The following is a 17,175-nucleotide window of genomic DNA, read 5'->3' as shown; positions in this document are numbered from 1 at the left end:
TCAGCCTGTCATCAGACAGACCCGGCCTCAACCCGGTCAGTACGTGCGGCTGCGCAGGGCGATGGCCGCGGCGGCCAGGTTCCTGGCTCGCTGCGCCGCCCGGGCGGCCCGCCGGTCGAGCCTGCGGGCGGCCAGCACGCGTCGTACTCGTTGCTCCTGCATTGCCCGTTCGCGCTGCTCCATACAGTGCGCCCGCGCGAGGGCTTCGTTCATGAGATGCATCTCGGTGCTCCTGAAGTCTCGGTTCACGCTGGTGGTGGTGGTGATCTGCGGGTGGTCGGGTGTGGCCGCATCGGGCCGGAGCGTCGTGGTCATGTCGTGGTCCGTCCATCGGGGTCATCGGTCGTCGGCAGCTGCCGTTGGTCGTGCCGAGATCGGGTGCCGTGCGGTGCTGGTCTCACCTACGCGGCGATCTCGTTCTTGCGGGGCCGGCCACGCGGACGCTTGCGCGCCACGATGGCTCCGGAGACGAAGAGCTCTCCGCCCCACACGCCCCAGGGCTCGGCCCGGTCCATCGCACCGGCGAGGCACTGCTCCCTGACGGGGCACTCGCGGCACAGCAGCTTGGCGTGTTCGACGTCAGCCGGCGACTCGGCGAACCACAGCTCCGGGTCCTTCCGGCACGGAATGGACTCGTCGGCCACTACGGCCCGGTCGAGAACGCTGGTCAGCATCATGAGTTCGGTCACCTCCCTTCCTCGTGAGTCGGTTTGGGCAAACCCTGTTCGGTTCGGGCAAACCCAGTTCCGTTTGGGCAAACAAAAAGGCCGCGGATCCCGGGTGTGGGGTCCGCGGCCTCGGAGGCGCCGGTCTTGTCATGGCTAGACCGGTGGACCCCAAGTGCGGACACGCACGCCCTGCTTGACCCCATCGACGAGGTGCGTCAGCGCGCCGGTGTTACCTGCCTGCGGACGCACTTCACCTGTCTGCGGGGCGGTGACGGGCGCGATCATGCACTCCCACGTGCTCAGGGAGACGCCACGGAGGGCAGGCGCATAGGCGAAGCCGACACCGAGCTCAGACGGGTTCAGAGTCGTGATCTTCATCAGGCGTCCCTCCTTTCGACGTCATCCCGAGCCGGGCCTTCCGACTCGTGGTCGCGTCGCATCGCAACGCGCTCGGACATGCTATTCCGGCTTATGTGTAAGGGGCAACCTATTTTTACGCTCATTCTTCGACGACTTCACGACACAGCTCCAGGACGTCGTCGCCGTAGCGTTCCAGCTTCGTGCGACCCACCCCCGGGATGGCCGCGAGCTGCGTCTCGTTGACCGGCGTGGACTCGGCGATGGCGATCAGCGTGGCGTCGGTGAACACGACGTAGGCCGGCACCTTCTGCTCCTGCGACCGCTCGAGCCGCCAGGCACGCAGCTTCTCGAACAACGCGTCGTCCATGGACGACGGGCAGCTGCCGCATCGCCCGAGCTTGCGGTCGACGGCGTCGACCAGCGGCGCGCCGCAGACCCGGCAGCGGGCCGGCGCGCCGGACCGGCGGCCCTTGCCCCCGGCACCCCGCTCGGGACGCTGGTCGCTGCGGGCGGCGCCGCCAGGCCGGACGCCGTCGAGGAACCGGCTGGGCCGCCGGTTGCCGCGGCCGCCCGGCTGGCGGGCCAGCGACCACGACACGGACAGGTGCTCGCGGGCGCGGGTGACGCCGACGTAGAGCAGCCGGCGCTCCTCCTCGATCTGCGCGGGTGTCTCGGCGTAGCTCAGCGGCAGCGTGCCCTCGTGGCAGCCGACGACGAAGACGGCGTCCCACTCGAGGCCCTTGGCGGAGTGCAGCGAGGAGAGGGTGACGCCGTCGGCGACCGGGGCGTGCTGGGCGGCGGCCCGCGCCTCGAGCTCGTCGACGACGTCGGCCAGCCCAGCGCCGGGCTTGGCCGCGACGACCTCTTCGGCCAGCGACACCAGCGCCGCCAGCGACTCCCAGCGCTCGCGGGCGGCGCCGCCACCGGCCGGCGGCGTGGGCGACCAGCCGGCCGTGGTGAGGATGGCCGACGTGGCCGCGGCGGCGTCGGGAGCGTCAGGGGCACCGTCGGTCGTGCGGACCGCGGCGCGCAGCAGCATGGCCGCCTGGCGCACCTCACCGCGGTCGAAGAACCGCTCGGCGCCGCGGACGACGTAGGCGACGCCGGCGTCGGCCAGCGCCTGCTCGTACGCCTCGGACTGCGCGTTGACCCGGAACAGCACCGCGATCTCGCGCTGCGGCGTGCCGTTGGCGACCAGCTTGGCGATCTGGCCGGCGACCCACGCGGCCTCGGCCAGTTCGTCGGAGTGCTCGACGAACTGCGGCTTCGGGCCGGGCGGGCGCTGCGCCTCGAGGACCACGCCCTGGTGGCCGTCGCGGGCCGCGCGCAGCACGCCGTTGGCGACGCCGACCACCTCGGGCGTGGAGCGGTAGTCGCGGAACAGCCGCACGACGGTGGCGCCGGGGAAGCGCTGCGGGAACCGGACGAGGTAGTCGGGCTGGGCGCCGGCGAAGGAGTAGATGGTCTGGGCGGGGTCGCCGACCACGCAGACGTCGGTGCGATCGCCCATCCAGAGGTCGAGCAGCTTCTGCTGGATCGGCGAGACGTCCTGGTACTCGTCGACGACGAAGTGGTGGTACTGCGACCGGACCTGCTGGGCGACGCCCGGGTGCCCGGACAGCAACCCGACCGCGGCCAGCAGGATGTCTTCCATGTCGAGGACGTTGCGGTCGGTCTTGAGGTCCTCGTACGCGGCGTAGACCTTGGCAACGGACTCGGGGTCGACGCCGCCGACCTCGCGGTGCGCGGCCTCGGCCGCCGTGACGTAGGACTCGGGCAGCACGTTGCTGACCTTGGCCCACTCGATCTCGGACGCGAGGTCGCGCAGCACCGTGCGGTCGGTGGGCACCCGGCAGCGCGACGCGGCCGAGCCGACGATGGGCAGCTTGCTCTGGTTGATCTCGGGGAGGTCGGACCCGGTGATCTGCGGCCAGAAGTAGCGGGCCTGGCGCAGCGCCGCGGAGTGGAACGTGCGGGCCTGGACCCCCTCGGCGCCGAGCGTGCGCAGCCGGCCGCGCATCTCGCCCGCCGCACGCGTGGTGAACGTGACGGCGAGTGTGCGGCGCGGGTCGAAGGCGCCGGTGTGCACGCCGTGGGCGATGCGGTGAGTGATGGCGCGGGTCTTGCCGGTGCCGGCGCCGGCGATGACGCAGACCGGCCCGCTGAGCGCGCCGGCGACCGCTCGCTGCTCGGGATCGAGGCCGGCGAGGACGTCGGGTGCGCTCATCGCCCCATCCTCGCAGCCGGCACCGACAGCATGCGAGGCGCCACGGAACAATCCGGGCGAGTGATCGTGTTGGAATGGCTGTCACGGCAACGAAGTCACAGGAGCGGAGCGCCGATGTCGCAGTTCACCATGTACAGCACCACCTGGTGCGGCTACTGCCGTCGGCTCAAGTCCACCCTGAACCGCGAGGGGATCGTGTTCGACGAGGTCGACATCGAGGTCGACCCGACGTCCGCCGACCTCGTCATGAGCCTCAACAACGGCAATGCCGTGGTGCCCACACTGGTGTTCTCCGACGGCAGCGCCCTGACCAACCCGAGCCCGGCGCAGGTCAAGGAGCGGCTGGCCGCTATCGCCAGCTGACGTCGACCGGCAGCGGCCGGCCGTACCAGCCCTCGACCAGCTTCCGGGCGATCGAGATGCCGCTGGGCGGCAGCACGTCGCCGGCCGCCATCGCCGCGGTCAGCTCGTCGCGGCTGAACCAGCGTGCCTCGGCGATCTCCTCGCGGTCGGGCGTCGGGTCCTCGCCGTCCGCCGTCGCGTAGTAGCCGAGCATGAGGCTGGACGGGAACGGCCACGGCTGCGCGCCCGCGTAGCGGCACGACGTCACGCGCACGCGCACCTCCTCGTACAGCTCGCGGACGACGGCGTGCTCCGGCGTCTCCCCCGGCTCGACGAAGCCGGCCAGCGTCGAGAACCGGTTCCCCGGCCAGGCCGCCGACCGGCCGAGCAGGCAGCGGTCGCGCTCGTCGACGACCAGCACGATGACGGCGGGATCGGTGCGGGGGAAGTGCTGCGACCCCTCGGCCTCGCAGACCCGGACGTGCCCGCCCTGCTCCGGCCGGGTGCGGGCGCCGCAGCGCGGGCAGAAGCGGTGGGTGGCGTGCCAGTTGGCCAGCGCGATGGCGTGCACGGCCAGACCGGCGTCGCGGTCGTCGAGTGCGGCGCCGACCTCGCGCAGTGTCGCGCCGCCGGCCGGCTTCTCCCCGACGTGGACGGCGACGTAGGCGACGCCGTCGTCGAGGCCGAGCAGGAAGCGCTCGCCGTCGGGCGCGTCGGACGGCGCGACGAACCGCAGCGCGTCGCCGTCGGCGGCCACCGTGCCGTCGCCGACCAGCAGCACGCGGGTGGCGCCGTCGGCCCACAGCGCATCGAGCCACGCGGCGTCGGCGCGACGGTCGGCGGCGCGGTCGACGGTGGAGCGCGAGAGGGCGAGGGGTCCGGGCAAGACGTAGGCCTCGTGCACGACCCACGACCTTACGCCGGATACCGTGTGCACTCGTGAGCACCCACATTGCCGCCGCGCCGGGCGAGATCGCCGAGACCGTCCTGCTGCCGGGCGACCCGCTCCGCGCCGAGTGGATCGCCAAGACCTATCTCGAGGACGTCACCTGCTACTCGCAGGTGCGCAACATGCTCGGCTTCACCGGCACGTACCGCGGCGAGCGCATCTCGGTCCAGGGCACCGGCATGGGCCAGCCGTCCATCTCCATCTACGTGCACGAGCTGCTGGCCGAGTACGGCGCCAAGACTCTGGTGCGGGTCGGGTCGTGCGGCGGGCTGCTGGCCGACGTCGCCATCCGCGACCTCGTCATCGGCATCTCCGCGGCCACCGAGTCGTCGATGAACGCGCTGCGCTTCGAGGGCTTCCACTACGCCCCGACGGCAGACTTCTCGCTGGTGCGGGCCTACGTCGAGAAGGCCGAGGCGGCCGGCGCGCGGTACCACGTCGGGCAGATCTTCAGCACCGACTCCTTCTACCACGACCGCCCGGAGCTGCGGGACCGCCTGACGCAGTACGGCGTCCTGGCGGTCGAGATGGAGGCCGCCGCCCTGTACACGCTCGCGGCCAAGTTCGGCGCGCGGGCTGTGGCGGTCTGCACGGTGAGCGACAACCTCGTCACCGGCGAGGAGACGTCGGCCGACGAGCGCGAGCGGACGTTCGCGGAGATGGTCGAGCTGGCGCTGGACGCCGTCTCGGCGTGAGCCCGCGCCGCTGGGCGTGGCCGGCGGCCTCCGCGGCGCCGGCCGCCCTGCTGGCGGTGGTGGTCGTGTGGCCGCAGGCGTTCGGCCTGTCCGGCGTCTACGGCCCGGCCCAGGTGGTGGCGCTGCGCGGCCTGACGGTGGCCGGCGGCGCCGTCGCGGCGGTGGTGGCCGCGGCGCTGGCCCTGGCGATCCGCCGGGCGCGGCGGCCACTGGCGGCCGTCGCCGTGGTGATCGCGGCCGCGACGGTGTTCTCGGCCGGTCTGGTGGTCTCGCGCGGACTGTCGCCCGACGCCGTGCCGGCGGCGCACACCCCCGGTGAGGTGCGGGTGCTGGCGTTCAACACCCTCTACGACGGCGCCGGCCCCCACGTGGTCGCGGACCTGGTGACGGCAACCGGGGCCGACGTCGTCGTCCTGCCGGAGACGTCCGCCGCGACGACCCGGCAGGCCGCCGACCTGGCCGGCGGTGGCTTCCAGATCTTCCATCACCAGGTCAACGCCGGCATCACGTCGGCGACGGGGCTGCTGGTGGCGTCGTCACTGGGGACGTACGGCGAGCCGGAGCCGGACCCGTCGGGCGGACTCGGCTCGTTCACCGTCCGGCCGGTGGCGGCGTCGGACGGCCCGCCGATCACCGCCGTGCACGCCTGGCCGCCGACCGGCGGGGCGATGGCGCGCTGGCGCGACGACACCGTCTGGGCGGTGCGCCGATGCAAGGGCATGGAGGGCGCGATCGTCGCGGGCGACTTCAACGCGACGCTCGACCACCCGGCGCTGCGCTCGCTCGCCCCGTGCGCCGACGCCGCGGCGGTGCGCGACGCGGCCGCCTCCGGCACCTGGCCGGCCGGCTGGCCGTCCTGGGCCGGCGCCCCGATCGACCACGTCCTGGCTGACGCCCGCGCCTGGGACGTCGTGTCGTTCAGCGTGCTCGACGCGGCCGGCGGCAGTGACCACCGGCCGGTACTGGCGGTGCTGCGCCCGGCCGGATAGCAGACTTCTGGTCGCCGCTTCGAACACCTGTGCGATAGGGTGCGGGCATGATGCGCCCCGGAGATCACCCCAGCGCGGCCTGGGCGAGCCTCGTCCCCGGCACCGTGCTCAACGCCGTGCTCGAGACGTTCGAGCCGCCCGCGCTGTCGCGCCGCGACCTCCCCCGCGTCGCGGCCGCCTACCAGCGCCAGGGCGCCCACCTCGACGCCATGCAGGCTCGCGTCATCGCCGAGCTGGCCGGCCGCACCGACCCGCCCGGCGGCCCGGCCACCGCCGTCACCGTTGCCGAGGCGCTGCACCTCGAACTCGACGCCGCCACCGAACTGGTCTCCCTGGCCGTCGACCTCGTCACCGGCCTCTCCGCCACACTCACCGCACTCGACGAAGGCCGCATCACGCTGCCCAAGGCCCGGCTCATCGCCCAGCGCACGCGCCGGCTCGGCCCGGCCACCCGCGCCGCCGTCGAGGCGGTCGCGCTGGCCCGCGCGCCGCAGCTCACCGAGGCGCAGTTGCGGCGCTGGCTCGACGACGCCATGACTCCCGGCAACGGCGAGAACCGCGCCTCGTCGTCCTGACCCGGCACGTTCCGGAGGCGGGGCTTCGACCCGTTCCGCAGGGTGGGGCGGCCCGGCGTGACCGTGGACTGGCGTGATCCTGGCCGGCTCGGCGTGACCGTGGACTGGCGTGATCCTGGCTGGCTCGGCGTGACCGTGGACTGGCGTGATCCTGGCCGGCTCGGCGTGACCGTGGACTGGCGTGATCCTGGCCGGCTCGGCGCGACCGTGGACTGGCGTGATCCTGGCCGGCTCGGCGCGACCGTGGACTGGCGTGATCCTGGCCGGCTCGGCGCGACCGTGGACCGGTGTGATCCTGGCCGGCTCGGCGCGACCGTGGACCGGTGTGATCCTGGCCGGCTCGGCGCGACCGTGGACCGGTGTGGCCGTGGCCGGCGGACCGTGCGCCGGGTTCGTGCCGCTCGCCGTCCCCCTGCTGCCCATTCTCTTAGCCGCGCAACCGCGCCTCAAGCGGACCTGCTGGGGCGCTTCGCGCCGACGAGGACCGCTTGACCCGCGATTCCGCGGTCTAAGAACTGGCAGCTATCAGGGGGACGGGGCGGGTCTGGGCACACCTGAATGTCCCCGCCCGGCGTCGCCCTCCCGTCGGCGACCGTTGGCCTGTTGACCGAGCCTCCGGCGGCCGTCGCCTCGGGCACCGGCGACGTGGACCTGTGAACGGCGATGATCATCAACGATCCGCTACCTCACCAGGCCTTCTCCCCCTCCACCAGGCATGCATGCCTCGCAGAGCGAACAAACGCCTAGGTAAGGCCTCCAGATCGCCGGAAAATCTCGCCCCCTGGACACCCGCACCTGCCACGACGGCCCGGACCGCAGCCGAGTCCTCGCCGATCCGTCACACGCCGTCCAGCGCGCACCGTCGCCCTGGCCCGGCGGGCAGAGATCATCAACGATCCGCTACCTCACCAGGTCTTCTCCCGCTTCACCAGACGTGCATGCCTGGCGACGCGTCAGGGCGCCTGGCATGGACCCCGAAAGCGCGTCAGGCGACCGCGCGCAGCGCCTCGGCCGTGACGGCGGTGAGCGCCAGGGTGGCGACGTCGGCGGGGTCGAACCAGCGGGCGCCGACGGTCGAGCCGCCGACGTCGGCCAGCACGAGCTCGGCCGGCTCGTCGACCACCACGTCGTAGTAGGGCCGCACGCCGTGCCAGTCGATGGCGAAGCCTTCGGGGCCGACCTGCTCGGGCTCACGGTGACTGGCGACACCGAGCAGCCGGCGCAGTCGGCCGACCTGGCCGGTCTCCTCGTGCAGCTCACGCAGCAGCGCCTGGCCGGGCTGCTCACCGAAGTCGGTGCCGCCGCCGGGCAGGTGCCAGCACCCGGCGTCGGGGTAGCCGTCGGCCACCTGCGTGAGCAGGACGCGTCCCCGCGGGTCGCGGACCAGGCCGTACGCGGCGAACCGCTGCACGGTGTGCCGGCCGTCGGGCGCCTGCTGGATGTGGAACCCGGGCAGCTCGGGCATCCGCTCGGGCGGCAGGTCGACCGTCGACAGCGGCAGCTTGAGGACCTGCGCGACGAACGGGCGCAGCTGCAGGGTGGCGGCCTCGTCGAGGCTGACCCAGCGGACCTCGTCGACCATCGGCGACAGCGGTTCCGGCTCGCCGCTGATCACCTCGGCCTCGAACAGGATGCGGTCGGTGTGCAGCGTGACCTCGCGGTGCGGCCGCGCGCGGGTGTCGGCGAGCACGTCGATGGGGGCGACGGCGCGCAGCAGCAGCCCGGACTCCGCGGCCGCCTCACGGACGACGGCGTCGCGCGGGTGCTCGCCGTGCAGCACGCTGCCGCCCGGCAGGGTCCACACACCCGGCGTACCCGACCGCACGGACTCGCGGATCAGCAGCACGCGCTTGGACGCGTCGAGGCAGACGGCGTACGCGGCGATGCGGCGCAGCGGTTTCAGCGCGGGGGTCACGAGACAGGAGTCTCACCCGGCGAGCCATACCGATCAAGGGCTGTCTCCGAGACCGAGACAATGAGTCATTTCTACTGCCAAACGGCTCGCGAACAGGTATGATGCGCACTTCGACGCTCACCGGGCGCCTTTGCGGCCCGGCCGGCCCTTCTCACTCGACGCGCCCCGCCGACGTGCGACGATCGGGCGTTCCGCGGCCTCCGGCGGCCGAGTCGTCACAGAATCTCGCCGATCGTCACACTTCGCCGCGTGACCTGGATGATTACCCCCGAATTGACCACAGTGGTGGCCATAGGTCCTGTGGCCGCGTCTCTCGCGCCGCGGCCGGGGACGCGCCTCTCGCAGCAGCTCGACGGGGACCGAGCAGCGAGAGTGCGATGGTTGCCGGACCGACGCCTTGCAGGGCAGCGCGGTCCGGCGGCCATCGTGGGATTCAGCCCTCCGCCTCCGGCACAGCCGTCACCAGCGCCGTCAGCTCCGCCTCGTCCATCAGGTCGGCCGGCCGGACGGTGACGTCTTGGCGCACGTGGTGGAACGCGGCGCCGACGTGGTCGAGCGGCAGGTCGTAGAGCCGGGAGAAGGCCAGCCGGTACGCGGCCAGCTGCACGGTGCGGGTCGCGGCCTCCTCGTCGGTGGCCGGCGGCCGACCGGTCTTCCAGTCGACGACGTCGATGCCGCCGTCGCCGGTGGTGAAGACCGCGTCGACGCGGCCGCGCAGCAGTACGCCGGCGACCAGCAGCTCGAACGGCGCCTCGACCTCGACCGGTGTGCGCCCGGCCCACTCGCTGCGCAGGAACGCCTCCTGCAGCGAGGCGAGCTCGCGGTCGGGAGCGGCGCCGTCGTCGGCGAAGCCGGGCAGCTCGTCGACGTCGAGCAGCCGCGGCGCGCCCCACCGCGACTCCAGCCAGGCATGGAAGAGCGTGCCCCGGCGGGCCAGCGGCGCCGGCGGCCGCGGCACCGGCCGGCGCAGCGCCCGGGCGAGGCCCTCAGGACTCTCGCGCAGCGCCACCAGCTGAGACACCGACAGGTGCTCGGGCAACGCGACGTCGATGGGCCGCAGGGAGGAGTTGCGTTCGCGCTCGGCCAGCAGCCGCTCGACCTCGGCGTCCCACTCGGTCACCGGCTGTGCGAGGTCGAAGAGCACGCCGTCGACGGCGCCCTGCGTGGCCCGCACCAGCGCGGCGCCGTCCTCGAGCAGGGCGCGCCGCTGGCCGAGAGGGTCGTACGGCCAGCGCAGCTCGCGGACCTCCAGCGCCAGCGGGTTGGTGTCGTCGCCCTCGGGAGCCTGCACCCAGACGCCGATCTCGCCGGCGCCATCGTCGCAGGCCACCTTGATCTCGTGCAGGAACATGGACAGCTCGCGTGGCCGGACGGCGTCGTCCCAGCAGTAGCCGGAACAGACCAGCAGCCCCCGAGCCCGGGTGACCGCGACGTAGGCCAGCCGGCGTTCCTCCAGCCGGGCCGCCGCCGCGGCGTCGCCGTAGAACGCGTCGACAGCATCGCGCACACCGACCTGGTCGGCCACGCCGGCGAGCTCCAGCGGCGGCAGTGATCCGGAGTCGCCGCGCAGCGCGTACGGCAGCTCGCCGGGGTCGCCCAGCCAGGCCCGCTGCCGCTCGCCACCGGACGGGAACACCTTGTCGACCAGGCCGGTAACGAAGACGGCGTCCCACTCGAGGCCCTTCGCGCCGTGCACCGTCAGCACCTGGACGCGGTCGCCGGAGACCTCGACCTCGCCGGGCGCCAGGCCTCGCTCGGCGGTCTCGGCGGCGTCGAGGTAGGCCAGGAACCCGGAGAGGCTGGCAGCGTGGTCGGTGTTCTCGAACTCGGCCGCGACGTCGAGGAAGCGGTCGAGGTTGGCCCGGCCGCCGGGTCCGCGCCGGGCGGCCAGCTCGATGTCGAGGCCGAGGGTGCGCTGGACGTCGTGCACCAGTTCGGTGAGCGACTGACCGGTGCGGGTGCGCAGCTCGCGCAGTTCGGCCGAGAGCGCCCGCAACCGGCGGTCGCCCTCGGCGGAGAACCAGTCGCCGGCCTTCGGCAGCGCATCGAGCGCGTCGACGATGCTCAGCTCGTCGACCTCGTCGAGCGCGATGCCCTCGGCGGCGGCCTCGCGCATGGTCGGCAGGCGCGCGCCGCCGGCGTCGTCGTCGGGCCGGCCCAGCCGGCGTGCCCAGCGGGCCAGCGCGTCGAGGTCGCGCGGCCCGATGCGCCACCGCGACCCGGTGAGCAGCCGCATCAGCGCGTCGCCGCGGGACGGGTCGTTGACCACCCGCAGCGTGGCCACCACGTCACCGACCTCGGCCGTGGCCAGCAGCCCGCCGACGCCGACGACCTCGACCGGGAGGTCGACCGCGCGCAGCGCGGACTCCAGCCGCGGGATCTGGCTGCGGTTGCGGACCAGCACGGCAACCGTGCGGCCTTCGTCGGAGGCGTCCCAGAACGCACGTGCCCGGCGGGCGACGTCGGCGGCTTCGTCGTCGGCCGTGAGGTGCAGCGACGCGACGACGGTGGACGGCGCCAGCCCGGGGAACGCCGTCAGCTCCGGGACGTCGAGGCCCTGCGCCCGCAGCGGCTGCGACAGCCGGTTCGCGACCTGCAGGATCTCGGCGCCGTTGCGGAAGCTGGTGGTCAGGGAGTCGAGCCGGGCCAGCGCGCCGTCGTCGCCAGCCGGCTGGAACTCGCGGCGGAACGACGTCAGCGTGCCCGCGCTGGCGCCGCGCCACCCGTAGATGGACTGGCAGGGATCGCCGACCGCGGTGACCGGGTGGCCGCCGCCGAACAGCGACCGCAGCAGCACCAGCTGGGCGTGGCTGGTGTCCTGGTACTCGTCGAGCAGCACGACGCCGTACGTCGCGCGCTCGGCCTCGCCGACCTCCGGGAATCGGGCCGCCAGCGTGGCGGCCAGCTCGGCCTGGTCGGCGAAGTCGAGCACCTCGTCGGCCTGCTTGCGGGCCCGGAACTCCGCGACGACGGGCAGCAGCGCCACCCGGGCGTCCTGGACGGCCAGGCCCTTCGCGACGTCGGCGTAGAGGAGGTCCTTGGTGCGCTGGCCCTTCGCCTTCGGCAGCGCCTCGATGCGTCCGCGCAGCTCGGCCGCGTAGTCCTGGACCTGTTCGGGCGTGACCAGATGCCCGGCCAGCTCGCTGTGGAGGTCGAGCACCTTCTGCACGACGGTGGAGGGGGCGTAGCCGACGGCCTCCATGTCGCCGTCGTAGGACCCGACGACGCGCTGGGAGTACTGCCAGGCGACCGCCTCGGTGATGAGCCTGGCGCCGGGTTCGCGGCCCAGCCGCAGCGCGTGCTCGGCGACGATGCGCCCGGCATAGGCGTCGTAAGTGAGGACGGTCGGCTCGCCGTCGAGGAGGTCGGGCGGCACCAGCCCACGGGCGGCCAGCTGGGACAGCCGACGGCGGATGCGGGCGGCCAGCTCGCGCGCGGCCTTGCGGGTGAACGTCAGGCCGAGCACGTCCTCGGGCCGGACCAGGCCGGACGCGACCAGCCAGACCACCCGGGCGGCCATGGTCTCGGTCTTGCCGGACCCGGCGCCCGCGACGACGACACCCGGCGCGAGCGGCGCGGCGATGGCCGCCGCCTGCTCCGGGGTGGGGTCGGGCTGACCGAGACGGCGGGCCAGGTCGGCCGGCGAGATGAGCGTCCCGCTGATGGCTTGTGTCACGGCGTCACCTGCTCGCCCTCGGGCCAGACCGGGCAGGACGGCCGGGCCGGGCAGAACCCGCACCATCCGCCCTTCTCGGCGCGGAACGCCGGCTGCCGCATGCCCTCGGCGGTGCGTTCCATCAGCTCGTGCGCCCAGGTCGGCTCGCCTTCGTCGGGCAGCGCACCCTGCAGCTGCTCCTTCGCCTGGCCCTTGGCGTCCTTGCCGAGCTGGACCAGGCTCGCTCCCCCGCTGCGCCGCTCGCCGTCGGTGTGGACGTCGAAGCCGCCGTGCAGGATGGCCAGCTGGTAGGCCGCGAGCTGGGCGTGCTCGGCCACTTCGGCGGTGGTGGGCGCCGAGACGCCGGTCTTGTAGTCGACGACCACCAGCCGGCCGCCGGAGTCGGCGTCGAGGCGGTCGACCCGGCCGACCAGCCGGGCGTCGCCCACGCGGACGTCGAAGTCGAGCTCGGCGCCGACCATGGTGCGCGGGTTGTCGCGCAGCCAGCGGCCCAGGCGCTGCACCATGTCGCGGACCCGGCCGTACTCGCGCGCGGCCACCCAGCCTTCACCGGCGTCGATGCCCGGCCAGGCGTTGTCGAGCTCGGTGAGCAGCTTGTCGTCGGACCAGCTCTCGACCGCGGCCCGCTCGGCGAGGTCGTGCAGCAGCGAGCCGATGCCGGCCCGGCGCAGGTCGGAGTCGGTGGCGCCGCAGGCCTTGAGCAGCCAGCGCAGCTCGCAGCGGTTGAACTCCTCGACCTTCGACGGCGACACGCGCACCGGCCGGTCGGGGTGGCCGAGCGGGTCGGTGACGGAGACCGGGCGCAGGCCGTACCACTCGTCGGGGTCGGCCTGCGGCACGCCGGCGGCGGCCAGCCGGGCCAACTGGTGCGCGGCGCCGTGCCGCCGCTGCTCGGGCTCGGCGGGGTCGCAGACGACGCCGCGCAGCTCGGCGACGACGGCGGGGAGGTCCAGCCCACGCCCCGGCGGCTGCACGAGCCGCTCGACGGCGCCGTCGGCGGGCAGCGGGTCGATGTCGTCGAGGAACCGCGACGGCTGCGACTCCTCGTTGGACACCGCGGTGACGTAGAGGCACTGGCGGGCCCGGGTGACGGCGACGTAGAACAGCCGGCGCTCCTCGGCCAGCCGGGCGCTGGCCCGCGTGACGGCGGAGTCGTCGCGCTGAGCGACGAGGTCGACCAGCGACTCGGTGCCCAGCAGGCTGCCGCGCTCGCGAACGTCGGGCCAGACGCCCTCCTGCACGCCGGCGACCACGACGACGTCCCATTCCAGACCCTTGGCGGCGTGGGCGGTGAGGATGCTCGCGCTGGCGGTGGCCGGGCCGCCGGGGCGGTAGGTGTCGGCGGGCAGTTGCTGGTCGCGCAGGTGCTCGGCGAACCCCTCGGGCCGGGCACCGGGCATGCGGTCGACGAACCTCGCGACCGTGTCGAACAGCGCGACGACGGCGTCGAGGTCAGCGTCGGCGGCCGGCGCGGCCCGTCCCCGGGAGAGGGCGGCGCGGGTCCAGCGGGCCTCCAGCCCGGACCTCGTCCACACCGCCCAGAGCACCTCTTCGGCGGTGGCGCCGTCGGCCTCGGCCGCCTCTCGCGCGGCGGTGATCAGCCCCGCGACGCGGGTGGCCGGCGCGACCGCGTGGTCGTCGAGGAACCTCAGCTCGTCGGGGCTGGTCAGCGCCTCGACCAGCAGCTCGCCGGAGGCGCGGCCGCCGCCCGCGGTCAGCTCGTGCGCACGCAGTTCCTGGCGCAGCCGCCGCACCGCCAGCGCGTCGGCGCCGCCCAGCGGGCCGGTGATGAGGTCGAGCGCGGTCTCGACGTCGAGCTCGCGCAGCCCGGTGGCGAGTTCGAGCACCGTCAGCAGCGCCCGGACCGGCGGCTGGTCGACCAGCGGGACGTCCTCGATGCGCACGGTGACCGGCACCCCGGCGCCGGCCAGCGCGCGCCGCAGCACCGGGATGGCGGACGCGCTGCGCACCAGCACCGCCATGCGGTCCCACGGCACGTCGTCGAGCAGGTGCGCCGACCGCAGCCGCCCGGCGACGAACGCGGCCTCCTGGCTGGCGCTGGCGAGCAGGTGGACGGACGCGCGATCGGCGCCGTGGTCGTACGCCGAGCCGGCGGCGCGCAGTTCGCGGTGCCGGCTCAGCCCGCCCAGCCGCAACGCGACCCGTCGCGACGCAGCCAGCAGCCGCGGCCCGCAGCGGCGTGATGCCGTGAGCGCCAGGACCGTGCCGGGCGAGCCGTCGGCGGCCGGGAAGCGGTCGTCGAAGCGACGGATCGCCTCGGGCTCGGCGCCGCGGAAGCCGTAGATGGACTGGTCGGGGTCGCCGACGACCAGCAGCTCGCTGCCGCCGCCGGCCAGCAGCCGCAGCAGATCCTCCTGCGCCGGGTCGCTGTCCTGGTACTCGTCGACGACGACGAAGGCGCGCGCCTGGCGCTCGCGGGCCAGCAGCGCCGGATCGTCGCGCAGCAGCCCGGTGGCGGCCCGCACCAGCTCGGCCTGGTCGAAGGTGGGTGGGTAGCGGAACGCCGTGACGCCGGCGTACTGCTGGGCGAAACGGGCCGCGGCCAGCCAGTCGTCGCGGCGGTGCATGCGGGCCAGACCGGCCAGCTCGTCGGGCCCGATGCCGCGCTCGACCGCGCGCATGAGGAAGTCGCGCAGTTCGGCGGCGAACCCGCGGGTCAGCAGGGCCGGCCGCAGGTGGTCGGGCCAGTAGCCGGCCCCCAGCTGCTCGACGTCGCCGCGCAGCAACTCGCGGATGAGGACGTCCTGCTCGGCCCCGCCCAGCAGCCGCGGCGACGGCTCGCCCTGGGCGACCGCCTCGCGCCGCAACAAGCCGAACGCGTAGGAATGAAAGGTGCGTGCCAGCGGCTCGCGGATGGTGCGACCCAGCCGGCGGGCGATGCGTTCGCGCAGCTCACCGGCGGCCCGCCGGCTGAACGTCAGCACCAGCACCCGGCCGGGGTCGAGGCCGTCCTGCTCGACCCGGTGCGCGACCGCCTCGACCAACGTGGTGGTCTTGCCGGTGCCCGGACCGGCGAGCAGCAATAACGGTCCGCCCCGGTGCTCGACGGCCGCTCGCTGGGCATCGTCGAGAAGGACCGGCGGCGGCGCGGACCGGACGGTGCGCACCAGACGCACGGCTGCGGGACGCCTCACCGAGTGCCGCTCCTTTCCTCTGCTCCCGACGACTGGTCCCATCCCACCACGCGGGTCCGACAGGGTCGTTCTCCCGCGCCGGGTCGCTCCGGTTGGCTGGAGTGCGCCGGGTCGCTCCGGTTGGCTGGAGTGCGCCGGGTCCCCGCGGCACGCCGGGTCCCCGCGGCACGCCGGGGTCCGCCGAGTTCGCCGAGTCGGCTGGAGTGCGCCGGGTCGCTCCGGTTGGCTGGGGTGCGCCGGGTCCCCGCGGCACGCCGGGGTCCGCCGAGTTCGCCGAGTCGGCTGGAGTGCGCCGGGTCGCCGGGTCGCCGGGTCGCCGGGGCCGCCGGGTCGCCGGGTCGCCGGGGCCGCCGGGTCGCCGGGTCTCCGGTGCCGCCGGGACGCCGGGGCCGCCGAGTGGCCGGGCTCGCCGAGTTGGCTGGAGCGGGGCTGGGGTGCACCGGGTCGCGGGTTGGCCCGGATGCGCTGAGTTGGCTGGGGCTCCCCGTCCCCCTGCCGCCCATTCTCTTGCCGCGACCGTGCGCCTCAAGCGGACTGACGGGCGCTTCGCGCCGACGACGACCGCTTGACCCGCACGCCCGCGGCCAAGAACGGGCAGTTATCAGGGGGACGGGGAGGATCTGGGCACGCTTCACTCCCCGCCACACCCACCTCGCTCCCGTTGTGCCCCGTGTGCCGGAGGGTGGGCGACGATGATCATCAACGATCCGCTACCTCACCAGGCGTCATCCCGCTCTGCGAGGCATGCACGCCTCGCAGAGCGAACACACGCCTGGGCATGGCCCCCAGATCGCCGGAAAATCTCACCCCGTGGACACCCACACCACCCCACTGAACCCACTAACCTCACAGACCCTGCCAGCCTCACAGGCCCCACCAACCCCGCCCGGCCGGCAACCCCACCGATCCCACCAACCCGGCAGACGCCCCATCAACGACTCACGAACGCACCGCCGACGCCCCACCGGCACGCCCGACGCCCCGACCAACACACCCAAAGCGTCCACCCCGACGCCCCACCCGTCGCCAGACTCCCCCGTCCCCCCGGACAGCTGCCAGCACTCGGGCCGCGGGTACGCGGGTCACGTCCAAGGCCCCCCACCACCACACACAGCACCCAGCAGAGGCCGCGGACTTGAGGCACGCACCCGCGGCCCAAACAATGAACAGCAGGGGGACGGGGTCACCCCGCCAACGGAACCAACCCCGGCGAACCCGCGAACCCCGGCCAACCGGCGAACCCCGGCCAACCGGCGAACCGGCGAACCCGGCAGGCTCACTCCGGATACCAAGCCGCCCGCCGCAGATCGACCCGCTCACCGTCGCGCGTCAGCGGGGTGCCCTCGGCGGCGAACTCGGTCAGCGCCCGCACCTCGTGCCCGCGCGGCGGCCGGCCGGCGGCCGTCACCACCCGCCACCACGGCACCGTCCCGCCGATCGTCGACATCACCGTCCCGACCTGCCGAGGTCCGCCGCGCCCGAGCGACGACCCGACCACGTCGGCGATCGCGCCGTAGGACATGGCCCGGCCCGGGGGGATCCGCTCGACCACGTTCAGCACCGCCTCGGCGTACTCGTCGTCCATCGGCCCATGGTGCCTGACCATCACGAGCGGCCCGGCGTG

13 protein-coding genes are annotated in these 17,175 nt (G+C 74.0%); 4 read left to right on the top strand and 9 right to left on the bottom strand.

The window, feature by feature from the left end; genetic code table 11:
* Window positions 1-36 precede the first annotated feature (36 nt).
* The 4 genes from DZA62_RS22770 to DZA62_RS22755 all read right to left on the bottom strand — a co-directional run bounded on the left by DZA62_RS22770 (window position 37) and on the right by DZA62_RS22755 (window position 3,255).
* On the bottom strand, window positions 37-315 hold the full coding sequence (locus DZA62_RS22770; RefSeq protein WP_116951234.1) for a hypothetical protein: 279 nt from the start codon (window positions 313-315) through the stop codon (window positions 37-39).
* 86 nt (window positions 316-401) lie between these two features.
* Complete coding sequence (locus DZA62_RS22765; RefSeq protein WP_198664095.1) at window positions 402-677, bottom strand: WhiB family transcriptional regulator; 276 nt, start codon at window positions 675-677, stop codon at window positions 402-404.
* 144 nt (window positions 678-821) lie between these two features.
* A complete protein-coding gene (locus DZA62_RS22760; protein WP_116951233.1) occupies window positions 822-1,046 on the bottom strand; it encodes a hypothetical protein in 225 nt (74 codons plus the stop codon).
* A 121-nt stretch (window positions 1,047-1,167) separates the two neighbouring features.
* Entirely contained in the window at window positions 1,168-3,255 is a 2,088-nt protein-coding gene (locus DZA62_RS22755) for an ATP-dependent DNA helicase UvrD2 (RefSeq protein ID WP_116951232.1), read from the bottom strand.
* Window positions 3,256-3,369: 114 nt separating this feature from the next.
* Between DZA62_RS22755 and DZA62_RS22750 the strand changes: the two genes are divergently transcribed.
* Window positions 3,370-3,618 (top strand): mycoredoxin, encoded by a 249-nt coding sequence (locus tag DZA62_RS22750; RefSeq protein ID WP_116951231.1) that lies wholly within the window; start codon window positions 3,370-3,372, stop codon window positions 3,616-3,618.
* Here DZA62_RS22750 and nudC read toward each other — a convergent pair.
* Window positions 3,605-4,501, bottom strand: coding sequence for an NAD(+) diphosphatase (gene nudC, locus DZA62_RS22745; protein ID WP_198664077.1), 897 nt, complete (start codon window positions 4,499-4,501; stop codon window positions 3,605-3,607). The genes DZA62_RS22750 and nudC overlap by 14 nt on opposite strands.
* Window positions 4,502-4,536: 35 nt before the next feature.
* Between nudC and deoD the strand changes: the two genes are divergently transcribed.
* From deoD to DZA62_RS22730, 3 genes are read left to right on the top strand one after another with little or no spacing between them, the layout of a single operon-like run.
* A complete protein-coding gene (gene deoD / locus DZA62_RS22740; RefSeq protein WP_116951230.1) occupies window positions 4,537-5,241 on the top strand; it encodes a purine-nucleoside phosphorylase in 705 nt (234 codons plus the stop codon).
* Window positions 5,238-6,230 carry an endonuclease/exonuclease/phosphatase family protein gene (locus tag DZA62_RS22735; RefSeq protein ID WP_116951229.1) on the top strand — a complete coding sequence of 331 codons (993 nt, stop codon included), beginning with the start codon at window positions 5,238-5,240 and terminating at the stop codon, window positions 6,228-6,230. Before deoD ends, DZA62_RS22735 begins: the two co-directional genes overlap by 4 nt.
* Window positions 6,231-6,277: 47 nt before the next feature.
* Complete coding sequence (locus DZA62_RS22730; protein WP_116951228.1) at window positions 6,278-6,805, top strand: DUF222 domain-containing protein; 528 nt, start codon at window positions 6,278-6,280, stop codon at window positions 6,803-6,805.
* A 985-nt stretch (window positions 6,806-7,790) separates the two neighbouring features.
* Here the strand turns inward: DZA62_RS22730 and DZA62_RS22725 are convergent.
* The 4 genes from DZA62_RS22725 to DZA62_RS22710 form a co-directional block, all read right to left on the bottom strand.
* A complete protein-coding gene (locus DZA62_RS22725) occupies window positions 7,791-8,720 on the bottom strand; it encodes an NUDIX hydrolase (RefSeq protein ID WP_116951227.1) in 930 nt (309 codons plus the stop codon).
* Between the two features lie 433 nt (window positions 8,721-9,153).
* Complete coding sequence (locus DZA62_RS22720; RefSeq protein WP_116951226.1) at window positions 9,154-12,462, bottom strand: ATP-dependent helicase; 3,309 nt, start codon at window positions 12,460-12,462, stop codon at window positions 9,154-9,156.
* Entirely contained in the window at window positions 12,393-15,551 is a 3,159-nt protein-coding gene (locus DZA62_RS22715) for an ATP-dependent helicase (protein WP_198664075.1), read from the bottom strand. Before DZA62_RS22715 ends, DZA62_RS22720 begins: the two co-directional genes overlap by 70 nt.
* A gap of 1,276 nt (window positions 15,552-16,827) precedes the next feature.
* Window positions 16,828-17,136: an MGMT family protein gene (locus tag DZA62_RS22710; protein WP_116951224.1), complete on the bottom strand. Its 309-nt coding sequence runs from the start codon at window positions 17,134-17,136 to the stop codon at window positions 16,828-16,830.
* Window positions 17,137-17,175 lie beyond the last annotated feature (39 nt).

It is taken from the genome of Jiangella endophytica (assembly GCF_003427025.1).
Lineage (GTDB): Bacteria > Actinomycetota > Actinomycetes > Jiangellales > Jiangellaceae > Jiangella > Jiangella endophytica.
Note: the sequence above shows the minus strand (reverse complement) of the source record. Positions and strands in the feature narration are given on the sequence as shown.

Bases quoted from the DNA above. Each gene is read 5' to 3' on its own strand.
- DZA62_RS22750 (WP_116951231.1), top strand. From the start codon at position 3,370: ATGTCGCAGTTCACCATGTACAGCACCACCTGGTGCGGCTACTGCCGT.
- DZA62_RS22765 (WP_198664095.1), bottom strand. From the start codon at position 677: ATGATGCTGACCAGCGTTCTCGACCGGGCCGTAGTGGCCGACGAGTCC.
- DZA62_RS22730 (WP_116951228.1), top strand. From the start codon at position 6,278: ATGATGCGCCCCGGAGATCACCCCAGCGCGGCCTGGGCGAGCCTCGTC.
- DZA62_RS22770 (WP_116951234.1), bottom strand. From the start codon at position 315: ATGACCACGACGCTCCGGCCCGATGCGGCCACACCCGACCACCCGCAG.
- DZA62_RS22720 (WP_116951226.1), bottom strand. From the start codon at position 12,462: ATGGTGCGGGTTCTGCCCGGCCCGGCCGTCCTGCCCGGTCTGGCCCGA.
- DZA62_RS22755 (WP_116951232.1), bottom strand. From the start codon at position 3,255: ATGAGCGCACCCGACGTCCTCGCCGGCCTCGATCCCGAGCAGCGAGCG.
- DZA62_RS22760 (WP_116951233.1), bottom strand. From the start codon at position 1,046: ATGAAGATCACGACTCTGAACCCGTCTGAGCTCGGTGTCGGCTTCGCC.
- DZA62_RS22710 (WP_116951224.1), bottom strand. From the start codon at position 17,136: ATGGACGACGAGTACGCCGAGGCGGTGCTGAACGTGGTCGAGCGGATC.